The sequence below is a fragment of the Pseudoalteromonas sp. PSi26 genome, assembly GCF_054960575.1.
Map to the genome: position 1 here is coordinate 42,939 of NZ_JBHNYT010000018.1, position 21,432 is coordinate 64,370.

The window sequence follows — 21,432 nt, forward strand, 5'->3', positions numbered from 1 at the left end:
AATAGATCTTTTAGTTAGAACTTACTTCTGAATCCAACATAGAAAGTACGGCCGATTGGATCGTATGTACCTGCATCGGTCTCAGTACCAGTGCTAGAACCACTTACACCAGACAGTATTCGTGGTGGCTCTTTGTCAAAGATATTATTTGCACCAGCATAAAACTCAACTGAGTCATTTAGATGGTAACTACCTTGAAAGTCATGGTAAGTTACTGAACCGATACCTACACCACCTGGTGCAATTCCAAAACCACTTAAGAACTGATCATCGAAGTCAGCTGAGCCAATGTATGTCATGCTCCAGTTAAAATCAAAGTCATCAAGGTTGTAACCTAAGTTCCAGTTAGCTTTATGCTCCGAAGCACCAATTTCGCCAGCAAACTCGTCTTTGTCAGCACCTGGAAGTGGGATAGAGTAACCATCCATAAGGTATGTGTAAGCTAGGCGAGTTTTAAATGCTCCTGGCCCAATATCTGCTGAGTAAGTAATAGTTAAATCCACTCCTTCTGTGCCTAAACCACCACTATTTGATACACCACTATCAATAAACTCTAATGAACCTGCGCTGTTGTTACCTGAAGGGCCACTTCGACGAGTTATGAAACTACAGAAGCTATCATCACCTCCACCATAACATTGATCTAATATAAATTGACGAGGTGTAGATACAATTGCATCATCTATTTCAATATCAAAGTAATCAAGAGTGATATCTAGTCCAGAAACCAACTCTTCAGGCGTAAATACAACACCGACAGTTACAGAGTTACCAACTTCTTCTTTCAAATCAGGGTTACCGCGATTGAAGCCACTGATGCCCTGAATATCAGACTGGTTTAACGTGAACACACCGTTCGTAGCGATATTGTTCGCTACACCAGCGTCTGCTCGACAAGCATCACCTAGTGCACCGTCACCACTATTGCCAACACCCGAACAAGGATCTGTTAAACCACTTGGGAATGTTTGTGAAGGAGGTGAAAACAGTTCGTCAATATTTGGAGCACGTGTAGATTGAGCTCGGGTAGCGCGTATACGTAAACTATCCATTACTTCCCAATCAACGCCTACATTCCAACTTTCAGTATTACCTACTGTAGAGTAGTCTGACAAACGAACCGCTGCATTCATTGTCACCGATTCAAGTACTGGAATATTTGCTTCTAAGAAGTACTCTGTCACATCGAAAGACCCTTCAGTTGCAGGGATCGCATTACCCGCATTTAAACCAGCTTGTTGAAGAGCGTCAAACTCACTGCGTGAATACTCTTCACGGTATTCAAAACCCGCAGCGATACCAACCATACCTGCAGGTAGTTCGAACAAATCACCTGAAACAGTACCACCAATGATTTCTTGTTCAACAGAAGTAGAAAGTGAGCTAGGAGCACTTACAAAATCAACTGCGCTCTGTGAAAGTGAATCAAAACCGTAGATATTTACTGGTGCGCAGCTGAAACCACGTGCTGTTGCATCAATACAAATAGCTTCATCAGTGATTCCATCACCGTCTAAATCTTGGCTGTCAATTACAGCTTCTAAGCCTTGGCGAAAACTTTGAACATTTACTAGACCACCAGAAACTTGAGACTCTTTAGTCTTACCGTATACATAATAAGTATCATAGAACCAATCATCGTTTATTTCGCCTTGAAACCCTAAAGCTATTCGGAATGTGTCACGTTCCGCTCGCGCACCACGATTACCAACATCACTTAAACGTTTTGCAAAGAAAATATCTCTAGCGCCATCACCATCAGTGTCTGTCGCAGCATTGTAAATATCATCTGGTACAAATGCATTTCTTAGCATTTCGCCATTCACATTAAATTCAATTGGAACTCTGCCGTTTGCATAAATGTCATCTGAAGCAAATGGAAAAGGCTCTAGCTCAGAAACAGTTGTGCTTGAAGCATATGTACCCTCAAAAAAGAAACTATGCTTGTCTGACAGCTCATAAGAACCATTAGATGCGAAAAGATAACGCTCTGTCGGAATTGCAATTGTGCGTTGTCCACTTCGGTTAAAACCATTTGCACCAACTCCATCAACACCATTGGTGCTGAATGAATCTTGTAAAGTATTATCAGGACTGAATGTGAAGCGAGTATCACCTGCATCAAAACGGCCTTGAGGTGGGAATGATGAAAAAAACGGACTGACTGCTTCGAAGATAGAATTTGGATTCGCTACTGGATCTGCCTCAAAATAAATTCCAGAAAGTTGATCTACTGCAGAACGATCTCGGTCACGAGAAAAAACTGAACCTTGGTCAGAGTAGCCTAAATGAAACATAACCTGACCATTACCATCATTGCTAGACAAGCCAGACGTAAAAGCAAATTGGCGTGATTGATCATCACCCTCACTAGATTCTCCGTATTGACCTTCAAACTCAATACCCTCGAAGTCATCTTTTAGTACAAAGTTAACAACACCCGCAACCGCATCAGAACCATATACTGATGACGCGCCACCAGTCATAATTTCTACACGCTTAATAAATTGACTTGGAATCGTATTCAAATCAACTGCTGTACTGCCTGGTACACCAGACACATAACGACGACCATTAACTAAAACTAAAGTACGATTTGACCCTAAATTACGTAAATCAACGGTTGCAACACCTGCACTGGCAGTTGAGAAGTTAGAATTTGTTCGGCTGATTGCAGGTGAACCAAAAGCAGGATTATCTAGCAGTAAGTTTTGAATGTTTAATGAACCAGAAGCATCTATAGCTTCACCACTAACAACCTGAATAGGTGCAGAAGACATTGCCTCAGCAGAACGAATACGCGAACCAGTTACTTGAACACGCTCGATTTTTTCAATTTCGTCACCTTCAGCGGCAAAGCCTTGAAATGAGAAACCTGCTAAAACGGCGCTACTTAAAGCCATTGCTACTGACGATTTTTTAAAAAATCGGTTACCTCTGTTATCTATTTTTTTCATTGCAATTCCCCTGAATTGTTATTTTTGTAACTATTACGTAAGAGAAGGAAACACTAATTGTTAAAAACCTAAGACTCCATGGGGGTTATTTAATCGGCTTAAAATTTGATGTCGGGGGCATGATTGATGGGATAAAATTTTTTTATTGATAATTATTAATTATTGCTCACATTTTTTTTTAAATAAACGGTCTTTACTTTTATAGACTGTTGGGAGTACATAATTATGAAAGCTTCTTTTAATGCTTTAATTCGAGTAACTACATCTGAATTTTCTAAATTTTTAAATAAAGAAATAAAATTACACAGACATTTTAATTCTCAACTCTTTATTACAGAGAAGCGCTTAGACCAAGTAAATCCTACAAAACATAACGTTTTATTTTATGAACTAGCTGACCTATCTGACCCGACCCAAATTGTTTATTTGACCGAGCTTTCTAAAAAATTGAAGCTAGTTATAATTGCCCAGTCAGCTAAACTGGCAAGTTTTGCTTTTGAAGTAGGTGCTGTAGACTTTTTAACAACAGATAGCACTTCCGCAAGAATAGAAAAGTGCTTTGAAAAGCTAGTTCACCTTTGTCCTTTAGCAAATTTAGCTGAGAAAAGATTTCAGCAAAGCATTAATACTAATAATGACCTAAAATCATCTTCACATATCGTTGTAAAAGATGTAGGGAAAGTAAGGCTTATAGATGTGAAAGACATTATCTGGGTCAATGGAGCTGGTAACTATGTCGAATTGCATTTTAGTAAATGTGACACACCGGTTCTACATCGTGAAACAATGAAAAACATTGAAAAAAAGTTAGAGCCTGAAGGCTTTATACGTATTCATCGTTCAACATTAGTAAGAAAACAAGCTATTTCTGAGCTTATGCCAACAGATAGCGGTGATTATAAAATCAAACTTAAAAACGATATATATCTCAACCTTTCAAGGCGTTATAAAAGCTGTTTAGAGAGTATTATGAGCCCTAGTTAGGAGTCCTCATAATACTCAGTAGTGCAGATGCTTCTAAAAGTAATTACTGAACTAACGCAATAAAAAATGCCATTTCAAGGGCTTTCTCTTCCAAGCTTTTAAAGCGTCCAGATGCGCCACCATGACCTGCATCCATATCAGTTTTAAATACCAAAATATTATTATCTGTTTTGTATTCTCGCATTTTAGCAACCCACTTCATGGGCTCCCAGTACTGCACTTGCGAGTCATGTAGGCCGGTAGTGACTAATATATTAGGGTAATTTTGTGCGCTTATATTGTCATAAGGCGAATACGATTCTATTACATTATAAAACTGTGGATCGTTCGGGTTTCCCCATTCATCGTACTCGTTGGTGGTCAGTGGAATACTCTCGTCCAACATCGTGGTGAGTACATCTAAAAATGGCACATGACACCCTACACCACAATATAACTGTGGAGCTTGATTCAGCACCGCCCCCATAAGCAAGCCACCCGCACTACCACCGGATGCAAATACTTTGCTGCTATCACAGTATTTTTGTTCAACCAGCGCTTTTGTTACGTCGATAAAATCACTAAAACTATTTTGTTTATGTGTTTTTTTACCTTGCTCATACCAATTGCGGCCTAGCATTTCGGAACCACGCACATGTGCAATGACATAAACAAAACCACGGTCAAGTAAGCTGAGCGACGTGCTAGAGAAGCTCGGATCAATGGTGTAACCATAAGCCCCATACCCATATTGAAACAATGGGTTGGTGCCATCTTTTTTAAAACTATCTTTTCGGTATACAACAGAAGCAGGTATTTTGACGCCATCACGCGAAGTAATCATCAGCCGCTCAGACTTATAATCTGTGGCTTTAAAGTCACCTAATACCTTTTGCTGTTTAAGCAATGTTTTTTCACCCGTTATAAGGTCAACATCGTACAAAGAACCTGGAGTGGTTAAGCTTGAGTAATAAATGCGCGCCGTTTTAACATTGGGCTCTGGGTTCATTGCAACAGCAGCGTAATAACAAGGATCGTCAAACTCAAGCGCCATACGCTTGCCTTCTTTGTTTACTACAACAAAACGTGTTTGTCCTTGCTCTCGTTCGCTGAGCACTAAGAAGTCATTAAATAGCTCAACGCCTTCAAGTAATACATGTTCCCTGTGGGCTGTATGCTCTTGCCACTGAGTTTTATCAGCAATAGTCTGCTCGGTTGCAGTCATCAACCTGAAGTTTTTAGCTTGCCAGTTGGTGACAATATAAAATGTGTCGCCTAACTTATCGATATCAAACTCATGGCCCTCTTCTCTTTGCATAAGTGCACTAAATTGACCTTGCGGATTATTGGCATCAAGCACCCATGTGTCGTTGGACTCAGTAGACGCCAAATCAATTATAATTAGCCCTTCATCTCGGCTTTTACCCAACCCCATAAAAAAGCTGCTGTCGTGTTCTTCATATACCAACACATCTTGGCTTTGCGCACTTCCCAGCTCATGCCTAAATACTTGGTACCCTAATAAAGTTTGCAGATCTTTTTTAACATAAAAAACGGTTTTATTGTCGTTTGCCCAAACAACTTGCCCTTCTGTATTTTCAAGCTCATCAGTGAGCATTTCGCCTGTTGATATATTTTTAAAACGAACGTTATAAATACGGCGACCTTCAGTATCTTGTGAATATGCCATAAGCTGCTCATTAGGGCTTAGTGCAACTTCCCCAAGGTCAAAAAATTCAAAACCTTGTGCAAGTTCGTTTACATCTAGCAAAAGGGCTTTATTTTCAGCTTTAATACTTGTGCTACGATAATGACGCGCATATTCATCGTCACCGCGCACTTCAGAGTGATACCAGTATTTTCCATCTTTGACGGGCACGGAATTGTCGTCTTTTACAATACGCGCTTTTAACTCTTCGAATAAGGTATTTTGCAAGGGTTTAATACATGCTAATTGCTCATCGCAATAGTTATTTTCGGCTTGTAAATGTGCGAGTACTTTTTCATTTTTGCGCTCATCATCACGCATCCAATAGTAATGGTCGGTTCTTTTTTTATTATGTGTAGTTAATGTGTGGGGTTGCTTTTCAGCAACAGGGAAATGAGGCAACAAGCTTAAAGAGTAGTCTGAACTAGGCACAAATAAACCAAATTAAAGAAGTAATAATGCTCGCAGTTTATCATAAAAATAAAAAAGCCCACTCAATAGTTGAGTGGGCTTAAAGGCAACCGATTTATTCCTAAACCTGTAATACCTATGGGAAGAAACATGTATTTAACTAATTTATAATTGCAGCCAAGCCATAGCCCAACTTTTACCTATCCCTGGTTCAAATATTGACTGCTTATCCTTTGCCTTTCGACAAAACTCATTAAAAGGCCAAGGCCTACATTGATATATGCACCCATCTTTTGGCTGTAATACTTTAGTACCCGCGTTATAGCGCTCGCTATGTTCAGGGTAAACATACTCATAAGGTTGCGAACTTACTTCACGCTCGTCGCATTTCGCAATACAATGAAAATCAATATGTGCTTTGTATATACCGCTACTTTGCAATGCAAAGATTTTATTATTCCGATAAGCGACGATTAAACCGTGTTCAGTCATTTTTCCTGCACTAACCAAAGGAATATGAACATTAATGTATTCTGCTATCAAACGCGGCCAAGCGTGAGGCTCCCCTTGTTCAAATGAAGTAATTTTAAAATCAAACGATAAGCTAATTAGCTCTCCTTGCATGTCATAAAAAGTTACTTTCACCACATCACCAATAAATAATTGAGTGTGATGATTTAAGCAACCAATTGTTGACCATTCCCCGCAGGCCAACGACGTATGCATAAACACGGCTACACCTTAAGAGTGATATAGTTTATTCATTATGAATAAACAACAAGCACCAATAACAAGTAATACTGCAAACCATTCACTTGCCAAGGAAGTGCTAATTATAAGTACCCACTCCCTAACAATCAAACAAAAGAATGTAACCGAGATTTAAAACCAGTAATTAAGAATCACTTTAAAAGCTAAATTTATCCAAATAAGTACTGTAAAGGCTCTTGCCCCCAAGTAAATGCGAGTATAAGCAGTAAGCCTGCAAATATAGCCCACGCGAGCCAAGGCGACTTAGTTACGGAGCTTTGTACACCGTTTGATTTTGATGCTTTTTCTCCAGTAATCATTGCTTTTACTAAAGGCTTACCTTTAATTTTGTACACAACAATTGCCGCTAAATGCAAGCCTATTGCATACAGTAATATGTCAAAATTGAGGTGATGCAGCCAATTAGCAAAATCTACCGTATCACTCGATACATATTCAACAAGCGGGCCGTCAGTTAAAATACCGTCACTACTCATCAACCCGGTAATTAATTGCGTTGATATAAGCGTAAAAAAAGCAATAACCATATAGCTACCAGGAGCAGAGTGTCCAATGGTGTCAATCGGTTTTTTAAGCCCCTTTAACACAGCCTTAGGTGAGTGAAACAAACCACTTAATTTTGCTGTTCGGCTACCCACAATCCCCCATACTATTCGCGTAACAATGAGCGCTAAAGTAAAAAACCCGGCAACAAAATGCAGCTCAATCATGCCTTCTTCTACACTAAAATATAAAACGGCAATACTTATGACTAACAGCCAATGAAAACACCGTATAAACCCATCCCATACTTTTATCGTCGTCATTGTGTTTACCCTCAAAAAAACAGTATTATTAAAATGCTCATCAACCTCATAATAAGGTGTCATTATCTGCCATTCTACAAGCCAGCAAGGTAAATGCTATGCAACCAGTTAAAAAAGCGATAATAAAAGGCTTTTTAGATATGCTTCCGCTTTGCTTAGCCGTTATTCCATGGGGAATACTCTGCGGCTCTTTAGCTATTCAAAATGGATTTACAGCTCTTGAAACACAAGCCATGTCGTTACTGGTTTTTGCAGGTTCAGCTCAACTTGTCGCTATTGAACTTATGGCGGGTAACACCCCCTTACTTACCATATTATTCACTACGTTTATAATTAGCTCTCGGCATTTTTTATATGGACTTGCTGTTAGGCATAAAGTCATAGATCAACCAATGCGATGGCGCCTACCTGTTAGCTTTGTATTAACCGATGAATTATTTGCGTTTTCTCATCACCGCAAAGCTTATCGCACAAAAGTGCGTTTAGTTTATGCGCTTAGTGCAGGCTTTAGTTTTTACATCGCATGGAATATATGGACATTAATAGGCATTGTTGCTGGTTCTATGCTTCCTGATTTAACTAATTTAGGACTCGACTTTGCAATTGCAGCTACTTTTATCGCCTTAGTTATTCCAGGTATTAAAAATACCGCCTCTTTGGTGACTGTTATTGTGGCAGGTATTACTGCTACGTGGTTAAAAAGCACAGGGTTTGAATTATGGCTAGTGTGCTCCGCATTATTAGCAATGAGTGCAGGTTATACAACGGCAAGGCTAACAGCGAAAAAGGACAATAAAACATGATGACCACTATTTTACTCATGGCCTGCATTACGTTTTTTACGCGTTATTTATTTTTACACCGTGCATTACCTTTTAAAGTGGGCCCTAAAATGCAGCAATTTTTAAGCTTTAGTGCACCTGCCGTGCTTACCGCTATTTGGGTTCCTATTGTATTTTTGGGTAAAGAAGGCATAAACCTGCATTGGCAAAACCCTTACTTAAGCGCCGCTATTGTAGCCATTATTGTAGCCTATAAAACACATAACATTTATTACACAACACTTGCCGGTATGGGTTTGTTTCTAATTTTAAATTAGGGTTTATTAACCTCTAAAGTTAAGTTTTAGCGGCCTGAGGATTGTTTATTATTTTTCACCTACAAGGATGTGGAATTAGGTAGAAGCAATACGCAAAATTTAGCTCAGGCTATACCAAGGCCGTTAGGTCACATGTCTCGCGTCACGAATAAACTTTATACTTTATGTAAAACCTTTACCGCGTTAAAGTATGCCTAACAACAATAATAAGAAGCCACCATGCAAAAGTTTCATCAATTAAGCGCAACAAGTCTACAGGGCCAACCTATTAACTTTGATGACTTTGAGGGAAAAGTTGTACTCATTGTTAATACTGCAAGTAAATGCGGATTTACCTACCAGTACGCATCTTTACAAGCGCTTCATGAAAAGTACGCCAGTCAAGGACTTGTGATTATAGGATTTCCGTGCAATCAATTTGGCCAACAAGAGCCTGGAGATAGGTCGCAAATAGAGCAAGGGTGCTTGATAAATTACGGAGTCAGCTTTTTAATAACAGACAAAGTTGATGTGAATGGTAAAAATGCACACCCTGTATTTCGATTTTTAAAGTCAGCATTACCGGGATTTTTAACTCGAAAAATAAAATGGAATTTCACTAAGTTTTTAATTGCAGCCGATGGCACGCCAATTAAGCGCTATGCCCCTTTTACTAAGCCAGAAAAGATAGAGCTCACTATACAAAAAGCATTAAGTAAGGCAAAAAGCACGCAGTAAAAAGTAATAAAGAGGCACATAGCCTCTTTATTGCCAATGTAACAGCCGATTAAGCGCACTTTTTTGTGCACTTAGCCGCCGTTATTAATTGGTATTGTATTTATACTAGTGCGATTTAATCGATGTAATCGCTTAAGTCATCTTCGCCTAGATTTTTACGCAAGCGTTTTTGCTCAAGGTAGTCTTCCAACTTTTTCTTAACCTTTTGCTTGTTTTTATCGTGTTGATTACGACCGACCATTTCGTATTCGTCTTCAACAAAATCATCATCTAGCGCATCGTAACTAAATGTCTTACCCACAACCCACTCCATAAAGTGTTTGAGACCAATTACGCTTTATTTAATGTAATTGGTGAATTAAAAAATTTAACACCAATATGCTGTGCAAATTAGCATCAAAGTAAAGCCACAAAGCCATAGTAAATAGTCTTCATGTCATTAATGTGAATAAATAGCGCTAAATTGCAATTGTGGAAAGTGAGAGTTTTTTATCGTATCGATAAAAATTTTTTATAAATTTATATTCGTTGGTGAATTTCACCAAAATATAGTCTAATAATAAAAATAAAACAGACCTTTAACCCCAGTAAAAAACACAAACCATTGCTTTTATTGATAAAAAAATAGTGGCACCAAACTTGTTATTAGTTATTTGTTATCAACAAAAAATAGAGTCATCACATGAAAAAATTACTATTAGTTAGCGCATTAATCTGTACACCTGTTGCTATGGCAAACAACGATAATGATTCAACAATTTCATTTAGCAACGATCAATGCGACGTAGAGTTTAAAAATGACGTTCGCATCAAGCCAAACGAACTAGAAATTTTTACAGCAAAAAACCAAGCTATGCAATTCAACAGCAATGGCGATTTAATGGTAAACGGTGAGTTTGTAGCGCTTAATAACTCACAACGCCAAGCTCTTACTCAATACTCTGATAGCTTACGTATACAGCTACCCGAAGTCGCTAATATTGCATTAGACGGCGTAAAAATCGCCGGTGTTGCTTTGGAAGAAGTCGGTAATGCTTTTAACATTAATGGCTTAGACGATATGTCATCATTAATGGACGATATACGCTTAGAAGTAGAAAACACGTTTTATAAAGAAGGCACCTTTGTTATGGGCCAGCAAAGTTTTAACCAATTTGGTGAAAACTTTGAGCATCAGTTTGAAAAACAAATAGAAACAGCCGTTGAATCAGCAGTCATGCAATCTATGGGTAGTATACTGGTCGCGCTTGGATCGGAGTTATTAGGTTCTGGCGGCGATATGGATGCATTCGAAGAACGCATGGAAAATATGGGCGCACAAATTGAAGAGAAAGTAGAGTTACACGCGAACAATTTAGAGCAACGAGCTAATTCTTTATGCGGTAATTTTGCTGAAATTGCAAAACAAGAAGAGCAGCTAGTAACGTTAGTTCCTGAGCTAGAAGGTTATCAATTATTTACCTTTAAACACGTTAAATAACCCGCAATTAACTCACTATATTTAACATCCCTTCAGCAGCATTTTATTTTATTGAATGCTGCTTTTTTGTATCTGTTCTGTCTCTTTTTTTCTCGTTCATGTTGTTCGGCTAAGAATAAGGGTCATTGGTCTAGTTATTACTTGCCTAAGTAAACAACTTTTTGGCTTTATACAAACATAGACTGCGTTCGTTATTTATCGTTATAAATAATAAAGATAAAAGCAGCGTTTTATGGACATAAATTTAACTCATATGCCCCCCTATTTTTGATAACACTAAAGATTTAATCATCCAATTTTTAGTGGCTAAGCAAGACTAAAATATTCAACAAGCAATTTGCTTCAAAATTTATGCCCTTAGCAAAAAGCTGAGAGGCTCCATCCCCAGTTAGACACCTTTAAACGTAACTAACACTAAAGCGCCTGCCTCATAGCAGGCGATTTTTATTGCACTAAGCATAACTACTAGCTGCTATAAAAAAACCACAAAAATAACAATTAAAAACCAAAATAAAATAATCTGAATAATTACCCATTTAAAACAATCGAATATGCATAAATAAAAAACAAAAATAGTAAAAACACATTTAAAACAACAAACTAATAAATAACCGAGTAAAATAAAAATTAAAAAACAGAAAAAACACAATTAAACATTTGATTAACAATCACCACTTCAGATAAAAATAACTAATGCCTCACAGGTAATTTTTATCGTTTTATTTTTGTACACTTTGCATGCAAAATGCGCATGTTTTCAACAGACCTAAACCGGAGCCAAGTGATGAACCCTATAAATACATTAAACCAAACAGCAAACACACAAATTGCAGTTAAACCAACCAACCGAAAAGCAAAAATGCTAGCTAGACTTAATACGCTTGGAAAAAAATTAGCACTTGGCGGCGCAGCGCAATATAAATAATCACCCAACCATGGTTATTTATTCGGTGCAGCAAACACCCAACCACTAAAAAGTCTCTTTTTTAGCTCCCACAGTTTGCTGCAACCTCTTTATTTTATTAATAATTGCCTTATTTTCCCCTAATTTATAAAAAAACACGTATTTACGTCTATTTTTTAGGCAAACAGACATTTTGCTATTTACACACCCCCATCTCCTAAGTATTATTCTGCGTCACGGAGAGATGGCAGAGTGGTCGAATGCACCGGTCTTGAAAACCGGCATAGGTTTGTAGCCTATCTAGGGTTCAAATCCCTATCTCTCCACCATATTTTAGTTGGTGGTTTTTTATATCATCAATACAACCGGTTATGCGTTGGAGAGGTGTCCGAGTGGCCGAAGGAGCTCCCCTGCTAAGGGAGTATAGAGTTTGTAGCTCTATCGAGGGTTCGAATCCCTCCCTCTCCACCATATACTAGATATAAACCACTTAATTGTGGTTTTTTTGTGCCTGAATTTTAACTCCGTTAAAAACTGGGAGGGTGAGAACTCTCGACAGGGTTCGATAAAGTGTCGGGAACAGTTTAGGCCGCGGCAAGCGTCGCGCAGCGATTGATTACATGGATGTAAGCAAGTCTATCCCTCCCTCTCCACCATATACTAGATATAAACCACTTAATTGTGGTTTTTTTGTGCCTAAAATTTATAAAAATTAAACAAATTGTAACCCGCTATGACTTAGTGCATTATTACTAAAACGATAGCCACTTTAGGTTTGCTATGAACAGGTTCATATTGTTAATTACATGCACAGCGCTACCTTTTTTTTCTTTTTCTCAAAATACAACGGTATTTAAGTGTGTAATTAAAGGTGTTCCTACCTTTAGCCAAACACCTTGCTCAAAAGATGCCGAACAGATCACACTAAAAGAAATCAATATAATTGAAGCCTATAAAAGCCCCACTCAAGCAAATAATGTTACAGATAGTTCAGTAGACAATTTTTTAGAAGTTCAGCAAATAGAACGTGAAATAAGCAAGCTACAATTAACACTTAAACAAACAGAAAAAACCTACCAAGAGCAAATAAAGCAAGCCAGCTATGTTACACAAGATCAGGCTAACCGGTTAGGCGCCTCTTCTATTGCTGACGCCATTGCTAAAAAAACAGCGCCAATTACCAGCGCATATGAATCAAAAGTTACGCGTACACAACAACAAATAGATGCTTTACGTCAACGAAAGCAGTTGCTTAGTCAAATTCCTTAAGCGCTTGCTTTATGGTATTGATAAGCGCGTTTACATCTTCTTCCGTTGTATAAATATGCGGTGAGACTCGTATTCCGTATTTGCGCTCGTCAACACTCATGTTTGCTTTTCCCAGCGCTGCTAATATTTGCTGCTGTTTATTCTTAAAAAACATAATAACGGTACCACTACATTGATTGCTTTGTATTGGTGATACAACAAATTCACTTAAATGCTGATGAATATTCGAAATCATCGCGAGATTATGCTCTCTTACCTTTCTAACTGTTAGATCTGCAAAGTAATTTATACTATTTACAGCAATCACATACGGGGCTATAGAAGGGGTGCCTCCCCAAAATCTCAGCGCGCTGTGATGATAACAAAAATGGTTAATATTAAACTCAAAGGGGTCTTCATGAGAAAACCACCCCACATCTTTTGGCTTACACTGCTCCAGCTGGTTTTGATTAACCCATAAATAGGCTGCACCTGGCCCGCCGCACAACCATTTAACACTTGAGCCAATCATGAAATCGGCATCAAGCGTTGTTAAATCCAAAGGCAAAACTCCAGCAGATTGCGCTACATCAATTATTGAAAGGCTATTAGTCATCTTAGTGCGTAATACAATATCGCTTATCGGTGCTTGAACACCCGTATTTGAATAAACATGACTTACAAACACCATATCTATATCGGATGTTAAATAACGCTCCCATACAGCTATATCGCTTAGATTTTCTTCTTCAGGGATAAACATTATTTCTGCACAAGGCGGTAACGCCTTTTGCATTACAAACCCCATACTTGGAAAGTCGCTTTGTGCCATAAGCACTTTGCAGCGTGCTTGTTGTAATTGAGGGTGCGACATAACTAACTTAGTTAAACCGCTTGATAAGTTAACTTGCGGGCAAAATTGTGAACTTGGCGAATTAAATAACTTACCTAGTGCAGAAGTAAACGCATCTATTTGAGGTAACCATTGTTGCCATGGCTCTTTATTTGAATCTTGCCATGGTGATAGGTAATGCTCTGTAAAGTACTGTTGAGAACTTTTTAATGGTCTGCCGACGGAGTGGCTTAAAAAGTAGCAACCTTCAGGTATACAAAAATCATTTTTAAGCATATTACTTCACCCACTCTTTTAATGAATTGAGATCATCAAACCGCGTTTTTATATCGTCCCTTTTTGCCGCTGCGCGTCTATCCCTCAACTTTTCTAACGAATCGAGTAATACATGAAGTGGCGGTCCACTTGCCGTTACTTTACTTAAATGTTGCTCTTGCATCTGCTTTGACGGTTGCGCAATAAATTTTTCTACCAATTGGTTATGATGTCCGATTGCTGTGTCACCATGTAACTTACATACTTGCATAAATAGCTTTCCATGTGATTTAAACCAGTTGCTATTTTTATATTGCTGCGCTTGTAAAAAATCGTCCATAAAGCTTTGTATTCGCATTGACTCTCTTAATATTTGCTGATCTTCTGGCATCATATACAAAAACTTATCCACCAGCATTTGTGAGTAGCTTGGCTCATTTGCACTACAAAGACCAAGCAACATATCAATTACGTTAATTCCGGCAAAATCGCCTGCGTTTGCACCTCGATAAATCTCTTTACCAACACGGTATGGCTTGTAGTAAGGGCGAACACAGTTAAAAAAACGATCTGTATCTAATTGTGTGTAAAGTGCATTGTTAGATTCAATTACATTAATGAGCGCGTACTTTGCAGCCTTTAGTAATTCACCACACAAAGGGTGTGAAATACCTAGTGGTACTATTTTTAATAAGGCATCACTTGCTCGCTTGTAGGCTAAAATACCTTGAGTGTTATAATCTAAAAAAAGTTTTTCATCAGGTAAATTAGTAAAGCGCTTATAGGTGCCATTAACAGCTTTATTGTGGGTGGTTAAATGCGCGGTAGCAAACCGCGGTGTTACACCAATCGACGCACCAATATGCATTGCCAATGCCGATGCCTCTACCAAAGGTGAAGTAGTTTCTCTACTGGGCTCAGTTATTTCATGGCGGCGACATGCAGCCATAAATAACCCAACATTGCCTAATAAATCAAATGCACGATCAAACCCTTGATCGGTATTTCCTTCGGCTAACAAGTGTGAAATTAATACATTGCCTTGCCTTTTTAATTGCTGCTTTAATTTCTCACCAACACCTTCAACATTTGCTTTATCGAATTGCTGCCAATAAAGCTGCTCTAATTCTGTATTTATCTCTACAAATTCAGTGCGTATCCAATCATCAAATGTGGCCGTATGTGTATTCATTATTTTGCTCTATTATTTTTATATTTAAATGCTAACAGAGTCGTGCGAGCGTAAATCGTCAAAAAAATGTATAAAAAAGCCTATACTTAGGGGAAATCACTAAAAAAAACAAAAGTAGTTACCAAAATATGTTAGATAAAAAAGATCAGCAAATACTAATTACTCTGCAAGCAAACGCCAGAATATCGGTGTCTGACCTCGCAAATACAATTAGCCTATCTGATACTCCCTGTTTAAGACGGATTAAAAAACTAGAAAAAGAACATATTATTACGGGCTATCACGCTGCAATAAATCCTAAAGCGCTTGATCTCAATGTATTGGTGTATGCTTTTATTAGGTTAAATCAAAATTCAGTTAGCGCGGCAGATCAATTTGAACAATCCGTAGAAAAACTTTCTCATGTATTAGAGTGCAGTGTAATATCAGGTAGTTATGATTATTTATTGAAAATTATTGCCAACGATCTTGAAAGCTATGAACAATTTGTTAAGCATCAGCTAGGTGGCTTAAGCTGTATCGCTAACATAGAGTCAACGGTGGTACTTAAGCAATCATTTACTAAAAAGCAGCTTCCGTTGTAATAGTGCTGCAAATAAAGTGTTGTTAGCTATACTAATATTTTAAAAACCAAAACATAAATATATGGATATTATGTGAAAATATTCGCCTCAAACTCTCAATCAATTATTTTCTACATATTATTTGCCCTCGCTTACTATTTACTGGGTGTTGGGCTTACTGCGTTTGCATTTAACTCGCAAATAGTCCCTATCTGGCTACCGGCAGGTATTGCTTTAGTTGGTTGCTATATATGGTGGTGGCGTTTTATACCCCCTTTATTTGCAGCAGCGATTTTATTTAACTTAACCATATTTGACCACTCGGCACATGAATTAATGCTCGTGGGAAACACGTTTAACCAAGCCATGTACATTGCCTTTGGCGTGATCCTTCAAGCTATGACAGGCGCTGCGCTATTAAAGTATTGGCTGGGAAATCCTCTCTACTTTAGCAAACGTAAAAATATTGCTTACTTTATTGCTGTAGTCGCTGTTTTAGTAAGCTTAATTTCGTCAAATATTGGTGTATATGCCTTAAGTCACTTTAACCCACTCTACAACGTAAACAACCATTGGCAACACGTCACTTATTGGTGGTTTGGGGATATCCTTGGAGTACTCATTGCTTCTCCTTTTCTATTGTCGTTACTGCCCAAAGCATCAGGGCAACGCAAAGTCTTTGCCTTTGAAACCATTGCTGTGTGCTCTATTTTGTTTATATCTGTAGCACTTACGGCAAAACTTTATGAGCGTGAAAATAGCAAAAACACAATTAAAATTGCAGAGCGAGAAGTTGAAGTTATTGAAAACAGTTTATACAGGTATATAAATCAAAGTATTATCGCCGTGCAAAGCTTAGCAAGCCAAGTACAATCATCACCTGAGTTTAATGAGCAAGACTTTTACGCGTCAGCAAATAAGCTACTAGAAAAACATTCATTTATTAAAGCATTGTCTTGGAATGTACAAATAACACAAGCGCAGCGCCAAACACTAAGCAATATAATGTCAACAATTTATCGGCAAAATATAAACATTGTTGGTGATCCTCTCGAAGATGATGACCCTCTAGTAGTCGTTAAATACATAGCACCCTTAAAAAGTAACCAAAATGCTATTGGCTTTAATGTATATTCAAACCCAGATAGAAAAGCATCTTTGCAAAATCCAGCTATCAAATATTTACCTATCAGTACTAAAATCATTCAATTAGTCCAAACAAAAACGCCAACACCCGCCTATCTACTATTTGCGCCTGTTTATGGTCAAAATGAAAATATAAAGGGTTATGCCACCGGTGTATTTTTGGCGCATAAAATTATTGAACAAGCTATTACACAACAGCAATTTGAAATGTTTTCTATTGATGTGTTTGAAGATGAAAATAAACCCGCTTTTTACAGTAACGACTCTCAAAACTTTAAGCAAGCAACCCAAAGCCAGTTAATGTCATTCAATATTAACTTTGGAGGGCAACAATGGATAATAAAATTAGCACTTAAAGAAAACTACGTTTCTCAGCAAAACATTGAAATGTCTTTATTTTTACTTATGCTGCAAACCGCTGTGTGTTTACTTATTATTGTAGTGTTAATGCTATTTAACCAGCAGCAACTAGAGCTTAGCCGCCAAGTTGCAGAACGAACAAGCTCGCTTGTAAAAGCCAAAAAACAGTCTGACTTAGCCAATAGCGCTAAAAGCCAATTTTTAGCTAATATGAGTCACGAAATACGCACCCCATTAAATGCCATTATTGGCCTATCGTCACTTGCAAAAAAAGGTGATGATGCTCAAAAACTGTTCAGCTACATTAAAAAAATTTATTCCTCTTCAAACAGCCTATTAAACCTAATAAACGACATTCTTGATATTTCAAAAATAGAGTCACAACATTTAATACTAGAGTCCATTGCATTTGACCCAAAGGCGCTAATAAAGCGCATTGACACTATGTTTGAGCAAAGTGCGAAAAATAAAAACATTGAGTGGATGGTCAAATGTAATTTACCTGTTGATACCTGGTTTGTAGGCGATGCAATGCGCATAGAACAAGTACTACTTAACTTATGTAGTAATGCGATTAAATTTACTAACGAAGGAAGCGTTACGCTCGATATAGATACAGAGTTTGTGTCTGCCAATAAGGTAAAACTAAGCATTGCAGTATCAGATACTGGCATAGGTATTGAAAAAAACCAACACAACACCTTATTTAACGCGTTTACCCAAGCTGACAGCTCAACCTCACGAAAATTTGGTGGTACTGGCCTTGGTTTAACAATAGCTAAAGAATTATGTTTGCTAATGGGGGGAACACTTAATTTAAAAAGCGAGTTGGGTGAAGGGTCAACCTTTACGTTTGCCGTTAACTTAACAACAACAGAGCCTGATATAGAGCCAGAAGCCATATCAAAAGATATTGATATTACGTCTTTAAATATTTTGGTCGCAGAAGACAATCCTGTGAATCAAATGGTAATAAAAGCGATGTTGGGATCTTTAGGTATCATTCCTCACTTGGTTGAAAATGGTGAAGAGGCTGTAAATATAATCAAAGAACAACATTTTGATTTAGTACTAATGGATTGCCAGATGCCTGTTATGGATGGCTATAAAGCAACAGAATTAGTTCGAGCGTTTAAATCGCAACATACATTACCCATCATTGCGCTAACAGCAGATGCCATGCCAGAAGATAAAATTAAAGCTAAAAAAGCAGGCTTTAACGAACATTTAGCAAAACCCATAGAACTTGCAAAACTGACCGAGTGCTTGAGTCAGTTTGTAAAAACAGTTACTAAATAGCACCCAAAAAATTGTTACCATCACGCTACGTGACTGAGTTATTATGTTTTCGCGTGGCGTATAATCACACAATTAGCCTAATCGCATCGTGAAACACCGCTTTAATAAGTGACTATTAAAAGCTCTGAAAAAATAAATTGAAGCTTAGAAGTAAAATAAGTGCCAATGGAATTACAAATTAGAGCCACAATTAAGCACTCAATATTTACAAGGTCGACATCATGAAAAGCTTTTCTCATCGATGGTTTAAAAATATTAATGAAATAGACCAAGCGCAATGGCATGCTTTTTTTGGTGATGAACCTTTTACTCAACATACCTTTTTATACACCTTAGAGCAAAGCCAATGTGTAACACAGCAAAGTGGCTGGCAGCCCTATCATTTAGCTGTATATGAAGGGAGTAACTTAATTGCGCTTGCACCTGGTTATGTAAAAAGCCATTCTTATGGTGAGTATGTATTTGATTGGGCATGGGCTGAAGCATATGAAAAAAATGGTTTGCATTACTATCCTAAATGGCTATCAGGTGTGCCATTTAGCCCAATTGAAGGTAAACGTATTGCCATTCATCATACAAACCACACCGCCGTATACAACTATATTACAGAGCAACTCTGCACACATAGCATTGAGCAAGGATGGTCTGGTTGGCATATAAACTTTTGCGATCAAACACAAGCAACATTACTCACTAAGCAGCACGCGATGCTCAGAGAGGGCGTTCAATTTCAATGGTTTAATAAAGGGTTTGATACTTTTGACGACTTTTTATCAACGCTAAACTCGCGTAAACGTAGATCGCTAAAAAAAGAACGCGCTAAAATAATACACCAAAATATTGCTATTGAATGGCTAAAGGGTTCAGATATCACACCTGAAATAATGCAGCTGTTTTGCGAATTTTATCAGCGCACCTATCTAAAACGTTCAGGGCATTTAGGCTATCTAAACAGTGAATTTTTTACCCTTTTGCATGCACTTATGGCATCGCAGCTGGTTATTATGCTTGCCAAAAAAGACGGTCAAGTCATCGCTGCAACACTCAGTTTAATTGGTGAAAACACACTTTACGGCAGGTACTGGGGGGCAAGCGAAAATATTGACGCACTTCACTTTGAGCTATGTTATTACCAAGGTATAGAGTTTGCCATTAAACATAAACTCGGCTGCTTTCATTCAGGTGCACAAGGGGAGCATAAAATAGCGAGGGGGTTTGAACCCGTTACTACTTTTTCAGCCCACCATATTGTTAACAATGTATTTAGCAGTGCTATTGAGGATTACCTGTCTCGAGAGCGCCAGCATATTGCACTTTACAAAGCACATTGCACATCGTTATTGCCGTTTAAAAACGAGTAACTGGTTATTAGCAGGCATAGCATGATCGCTCATAAGCGAAAGCCCTGCTTGCTTGGCCAATAATAAAACAGCTTCAAAATCTCTTATACCACTTAAATGATCTCGCTCAGTTAAAAAGGCGCAAAACTCTTGATTACTTTGGCTAGTGTACTCACCTTTGTACTTAAAAGGACCATAAATACACACAATCCCCTCATCATTTAAGTGACGTTTAACCCCGTCAAAAAAACGTTCAACTAATAACCAACTTACAATATGAAATGTATTCGCAGTATATATTGCATCTACTTTTTCGATAGGCCAAGGCTGGTTTAAATCAAGCTCAATAGGGGCATGTAAATTAGCTAAATTCACTTCACTATGCCATAGCCTAATACCTTCATGATTAATGACACGATCACTTGTATACCATTGTAGATAAGGTAATTTTTCAGCAAAAAACACACTATGCTGACCTGTTCCAGAACCAACTTCTAATACTGTTTTAACGTTTTTTAACGCGCTGTTTAAATGCTCTAAAATAGGGCCTTTATTGTTTTCACATGCTTGTGAAAATGGCTTTGTCATTGAGTGCACCAAAATTGTGGATATTTGCACAATAGTAAAGCAAATTTGTAATATGTTGTCGTGACTAATTATGTTTTATTTATTAAGTTAATTATAATCATGTAGTTAGATATAGCAGGCTTGATTGGTATGTATTATGCAGCAACATAATTGACCCATTTAAGGGTTAATTAACTAATCACAAAAGGATAAAATTATGCACATGCCTCCCTATACCGCTGTTGATGCAGCAGTAGCTATCACCGAAAAAAGTACCGATGATCACAGTGAAACCCTTGATATGAGAGCAACAGTAATTGATTTACTTTCTCATCCAAAACATAATCAAAAGGCGATCACTAAACATGAGACAGACCAGATATTTATTCTCGGCTATAATTAAAATTCACGCCGTAGATAATTTTTATAATAACTATTTACACTGAAACCGATTGAATGTAATGATAACTATTATCATTAGTTGGATCGGTTTTTTTATGTCTTCAAATCACGCCTTACATAACTATCAACAAACTCTTGCATTTAATTGCAAAAGGCCAGGTCTGCATGCTCCAATGCTTGTCGCTCATTATATAGACGCACACACAATGAAATTATAAATAAAATGTGCGACCCTCTTACTCATAATGCAATTCGCAAACAATGCCTACACCAGCTACACAAACCATTACTTGCATTAAAGCGTTTCTACATAAGCCACAATAGTCGTGCTAAATTTTTATTACTTGAGCGTGAAGCTCGTATTCTTAGTCACGAATTCAACCCTTTTTAA

At 37.8% G+C, this 21,432-nt stretch carries 19 protein-coding genes, 2 tRNA genes and 1 pseudogene; 14 read left to right on the forward strand and 8 right to left on the reverse strand.

Features of this window, described 5'->3' with window-relative positions:
* Nucleotides 1-14: 14 nt before the first annotated feature.
* Nucleotides 15-2,957, reverse strand: a complete 2,943-nt coding sequence (locus ACFI34_RS16645) for a TonB-dependent receptor domain-containing protein (protein WP_462674294.1) — start codon at nucleotides 2,955-2,957, stop codon at nucleotides 15-17.
* 225 nt (nucleotides 2,958-3,182) lie between these two features.
* On the opposite strand from ACFI34_RS16645, the gene ACFI34_RS16650 reads away from it, so the two are divergent.
* Nucleotides 3,183-3,941 (forward strand): LytR/AlgR family response regulator transcription factor, encoded by a 759-nt coding sequence (locus ACFI34_RS16650; protein ID WP_462674295.1) that lies wholly within the window; start codon nucleotides 3,183-3,185, stop codon nucleotides 3,939-3,941.
* Nucleotides 3,942-3,984: 43 nt separating this feature from the next.
* Here the strand turns inward: ACFI34_RS16650 and ACFI34_RS16655 are convergent, their stop codons facing one another.
* The 3 genes from ACFI34_RS16655 to ACFI34_RS16665 all read right to left on the reverse strand — a co-directional run bounded on the left by ACFI34_RS16655 (nucleotide 3,985) and on the right by ACFI34_RS16665 (nucleotide 7,616).
* Complete coding sequence (locus ACFI34_RS16655) at nucleotides 3,985-6,060, reverse strand: S9 family peptidase (protein WP_462674296.1); 2,076 nt, start codon at nucleotides 6,058-6,060, stop codon at nucleotides 3,985-3,987.
* 144 nt (nucleotides 6,061-6,204) lie between these two features.
* Nucleotides 6,205-6,765 (reverse strand): chitin-binding protein, encoded by a 561-nt coding sequence (locus tag ACFI34_RS16660; RefSeq protein ID WP_462674297.1) that lies wholly within the window; start codon nucleotides 6,763-6,765, stop codon nucleotides 6,205-6,207.
* A gap of 194 nt (nucleotides 6,766-6,959) precedes the next feature.
* Nucleotides 6,960-7,616 carry a cytochrome b/b6 domain-containing protein gene (locus tag ACFI34_RS16665; RefSeq protein ID WP_462674298.1) on the reverse strand — a complete coding sequence of 219 codons (657 nt, stop codon included), beginning with the start codon at nucleotides 7,614-7,616 and terminating at the stop codon, nucleotides 6,960-6,962.
* Between the two features lie 98 nt (nucleotides 7,617-7,714).
* Between ACFI34_RS16665 and ACFI34_RS16670 the strand changes: the two genes are divergently transcribed.
* The 3 genes from ACFI34_RS16670 (at nucleotide 7,715) to ACFI34_RS16680 (ending at nucleotide 9,432) form a co-directional block, all read left to right on the forward strand.
* The gene (locus ACFI34_RS16670; RefSeq protein WP_462674299.1) at nucleotides 7,715-8,419 is read left to right on the forward strand and encodes an AzlC family ABC transporter permease; all 705 of its coding nucleotides are present in this window, start codon (nucleotides 7,715-7,717) and stop codon (nucleotides 8,417-8,419) included.
* Nucleotides 8,416-8,715, forward strand: a complete 300-nt coding sequence (locus ACFI34_RS16675) for an AzlD domain-containing protein (RefSeq protein WP_462674300.1) — start codon at nucleotides 8,416-8,418, stop codon at nucleotides 8,713-8,715. Before ACFI34_RS16670 ends, ACFI34_RS16675 begins: the two co-directional genes overlap by 4 nt.
* Before the next feature lie 219 nt (nucleotides 8,716-8,934).
* Nucleotides 8,935-9,432, forward strand: coding sequence for a glutathione peroxidase (locus ACFI34_RS16680; RefSeq protein ID WP_462674301.1), 498 nt, complete (start codon nucleotides 8,935-8,937; stop codon nucleotides 9,430-9,432).
* Between the two features lie 115 nt (nucleotides 9,433-9,547).
* Here the strand turns inward: ACFI34_RS16680 and ACFI34_RS16685 are convergent, their stop codons facing one another.
* Nucleotides 9,548-9,733, reverse strand: coding sequence for a PA3496 family putative envelope integrity protein (locus ACFI34_RS16685; RefSeq protein ID WP_010558095.1), 186 nt, complete (start codon nucleotides 9,731-9,733; stop codon nucleotides 9,548-9,550).
* 381 nt (nucleotides 9,734-10,114) lie between these two features.
* Between ACFI34_RS16685 and ACFI34_RS16690 the strand changes: the two genes are divergently transcribed.
* The 5 genes from ACFI34_RS16690 (at nucleotide 10,115) to ACFI34_RS16710 (ending at nucleotide 13,085) form a co-directional block, all read left to right on the forward strand.
* Nucleotides 10,115-10,912, forward strand: coding sequence for a YggN family protein (locus tag ACFI34_RS16690; protein WP_462674302.1), 798 nt, complete (start codon nucleotides 10,115-10,117; stop codon nucleotides 10,910-10,912).
* 784 nt (nucleotides 10,913-11,696) lie between these two features.
* Nucleotides 11,697-11,837 carry a hypothetical protein gene (locus ACFI34_RS16695; RefSeq protein ID WP_008128321.1) on the forward strand — a complete coding sequence of 47 codons (141 nt, stop codon included), beginning with the start codon at nucleotides 11,697-11,699 and terminating at the stop codon, nucleotides 11,835-11,837.
* Nucleotides 11,838-12,054: 217 nt separating this feature from the next.
* A tRNA-Ser gene (locus ACFI34_RS16700) sits at nucleotides 12,055-12,145 on the forward strand.
* A 49-nt stretch (nucleotides 12,146-12,194) separates the two neighbouring features.
* Nucleotides 12,195-12,287: transfer RNA gene (locus tag ACFI34_RS16705), tRNA-Ser, on the forward strand.
* Nucleotides 12,288-12,596: 309 nt separating this feature from the next.
* On the forward strand, nucleotides 12,597-13,085 hold the full coding sequence (locus ACFI34_RS16710; protein ID WP_462674303.1) for an RNA-binding protein: 489 nt from the start codon (nucleotides 12,597-12,599) through the stop codon (nucleotides 13,083-13,085).
* Here ACFI34_RS16710 and ACFI34_RS16715 read toward each other — a convergent pair.
* Both ACFI34_RS16715 and ACFI34_RS16720 read right to left on the reverse strand, forming a co-directional pair.
* On the reverse strand, nucleotides 13,069-14,193 hold the full coding sequence (locus ACFI34_RS16715; protein WP_462674304.1) for an aminotransferase class V-fold PLP-dependent enzyme: 1,125 nt from the start codon (nucleotides 14,191-14,193) through the stop codon (nucleotides 13,069-13,071). The genes ACFI34_RS16710 and ACFI34_RS16715 overlap by 17 nt on opposite strands.
* A gap of 1 nt (nucleotide 14,194) precedes the next feature.
* Nucleotides 14,195-15,364: a PrnB family protein gene (locus ACFI34_RS16720; RefSeq protein ID WP_341219111.1), complete on the reverse strand. Its 1,170-nt coding sequence runs from the start codon at nucleotides 15,362-15,364 to the stop codon at nucleotides 14,195-14,197.
* Between the two features lie 128 nt (nucleotides 15,365-15,492).
* Here ACFI34_RS16720 and ACFI34_RS16725 point away from each other — a divergent pair, with 128 nt between their 5' ends.
* The 3 genes from ACFI34_RS16725 to ACFI34_RS16735 all read left to right on the forward strand — a co-directional run bounded on the left by ACFI34_RS16725 (nucleotide 15,493) and on the right by ACFI34_RS16735 (nucleotide 20,093).
* Nucleotides 15,493-15,948 carry an Lrp/AsnC family transcriptional regulator gene (locus tag ACFI34_RS16725; RefSeq protein WP_058405878.1) on the forward strand — a complete coding sequence of 152 codons (456 nt, stop codon included), beginning with the start codon at nucleotides 15,493-15,495 and terminating at the stop codon, nucleotides 15,946-15,948.
* A gap of 72 nt (nucleotides 15,949-16,020) precedes the next feature.
* On the forward strand, nucleotides 16,021-18,732 hold the full coding sequence (locus ACFI34_RS16730) for an ATP-binding protein (protein ID WP_462674305.1): 2,712 nt from the start codon (nucleotides 16,021-16,023) through the stop codon (nucleotides 18,730-18,732).
* 221 nt (nucleotides 18,733-18,953) lie between these two features.
* Complete coding sequence (locus ACFI34_RS16735; protein WP_462674306.1) at nucleotides 18,954-20,093, forward strand: GNAT family N-acetyltransferase; 1,140 nt, start codon at nucleotides 18,954-18,956, stop codon at nucleotides 20,091-20,093.
* Here the strand turns inward: ACFI34_RS16735 and ACFI34_RS16740 are convergent.
* Complete coding sequence (locus tag ACFI34_RS16740; protein ID WP_410900217.1) at nucleotides 20,070-20,660, reverse strand: DUF938 domain-containing protein; 591 nt, start codon at nucleotides 20,658-20,660, stop codon at nucleotides 20,070-20,072. The two genes, ACFI34_RS16735 and ACFI34_RS16740, sit on opposite strands and share 24 nt — an antisense overlap.
* Nucleotides 20,661-20,856: 196 nt before the next feature.
* Between ACFI34_RS16740 and ACFI34_RS16745 the strand changes: the two genes are divergently transcribed.
* Together ACFI34_RS16745 and ACFI34_RS16750 are read left to right on the forward strand one after the other, a co-directional pair.
* Nucleotides 20,857-21,042 carry a hypothetical protein gene (locus tag ACFI34_RS16745; protein ID WP_010558102.1) on the forward strand — a complete coding sequence of 62 codons (186 nt, stop codon included), beginning with the start codon at nucleotides 20,857-20,859 and terminating at the stop codon, nucleotides 21,040-21,042.
* A gap of 94 nt (nucleotides 21,043-21,136) precedes the next feature.
* Nucleotides 21,137-21,432 (forward strand): annotated as a pseudogene (locus ACFI34_RS16750) (hypothetical protein).

Excerpts from the sequence above, each read along its gene's own strand:
- ACFI34_RS16645 (WP_462674294.1), bottom strand. The coding sequence starts at position 2,957 with ATGAAAAAAATAGATAACAGAGGTAACCGATTTTTTAAAAAATCGTCA.
- ACFI34_RS16650 (WP_462674295.1), top strand. The coding sequence starts at position 3,183 with ATGAAAGCTTCTTTTAATGCTTTAATTCGAGTAACTACATCTGAATTT.
- ACFI34_RS16660 (WP_462674297.1), bottom strand. The coding sequence starts at position 6,765 with ATGCATACGTCGTTGGCCTGCGGGGAATGGTCAACAATTGGTTGCTTA.
- ACFI34_RS16665 (WP_462674298.1), bottom strand. The coding sequence starts at position 7,616 with ATGACGACGATAAAAGTATGGGATGGGTTTATACGGTGTTTTCATTGG.
- ACFI34_RS16670 (WP_462674299.1), top strand. The coding sequence starts at position 7,715 with ATGCAACCAGTTAAAAAAGCGATAATAAAAGGCTTTTTAGATATGCTT.
- ACFI34_RS16675 (WP_462674300.1), top strand. The coding sequence starts at position 8,416 with ATGATGACCACTATTTTACTCATGGCCTGCATTACGTTTTTTACGCGT.
- ACFI34_RS16680 (WP_462674301.1), top strand. The coding sequence starts at position 8,935 with ATGCAAAAGTTTCATCAATTAAGCGCAACAAGTCTACAGGGCCAACCT.
- ACFI34_RS16690 (WP_462674302.1), top strand. The coding sequence starts at position 10,115 with ATGAAAAAATTACTATTAGTTAGCGCATTAATCTGTACACCTGTTGCT.
- ACFI34_RS16695 (WP_008128321.1), top strand. The coding sequence starts at position 11,697 with ATGAACCCTATAAATACATTAAACCAAACAGCAAACACACAAATTGCA.
- ACFI34_RS16710 (WP_462674303.1), top strand. The coding sequence starts at position 12,597 with ATGAACAGGTTCATATTGTTAATTACATGCACAGCGCTACCTTTTTTT.
- ACFI34_RS16715 (WP_462674304.1), bottom strand. The coding sequence starts at position 14,193 with ATGCTTAAAAATGATTTTTGTATACCTGAAGGTTGCTACTTTTTAAGC.
- ACFI34_RS16720 (WP_341219111.1), bottom strand. The coding sequence starts at position 15,364 with ATGAATACACATACGGCCACATTTGATGATTGGATACGCACTGAATTT.
- ACFI34_RS16725 (WP_058405878.1), top strand. The coding sequence starts at position 15,493 with ATGTTAGATAAAAAAGATCAGCAAATACTAATTACTCTGCAAGCAAAC.
- ACFI34_RS16735 (WP_462674306.1), top strand. The coding sequence starts at position 18,954 with ATGAAAAGCTTTTCTCATCGATGGTTTAAAAATATTAATGAAATAGAC.
- ACFI34_RS16740 (WP_410900217.1), bottom strand. The coding sequence starts at position 20,660 with ATGACAAAGCCATTTTCACAAGCATGTGAAAACAATAAAGGCCCTATT.
- ACFI34_RS16745 (WP_010558102.1), top strand. The coding sequence starts at position 20,857 with ATGCACATGCCTCCCTATACCGCTGTTGATGCAGCAGTAGCTATCACC.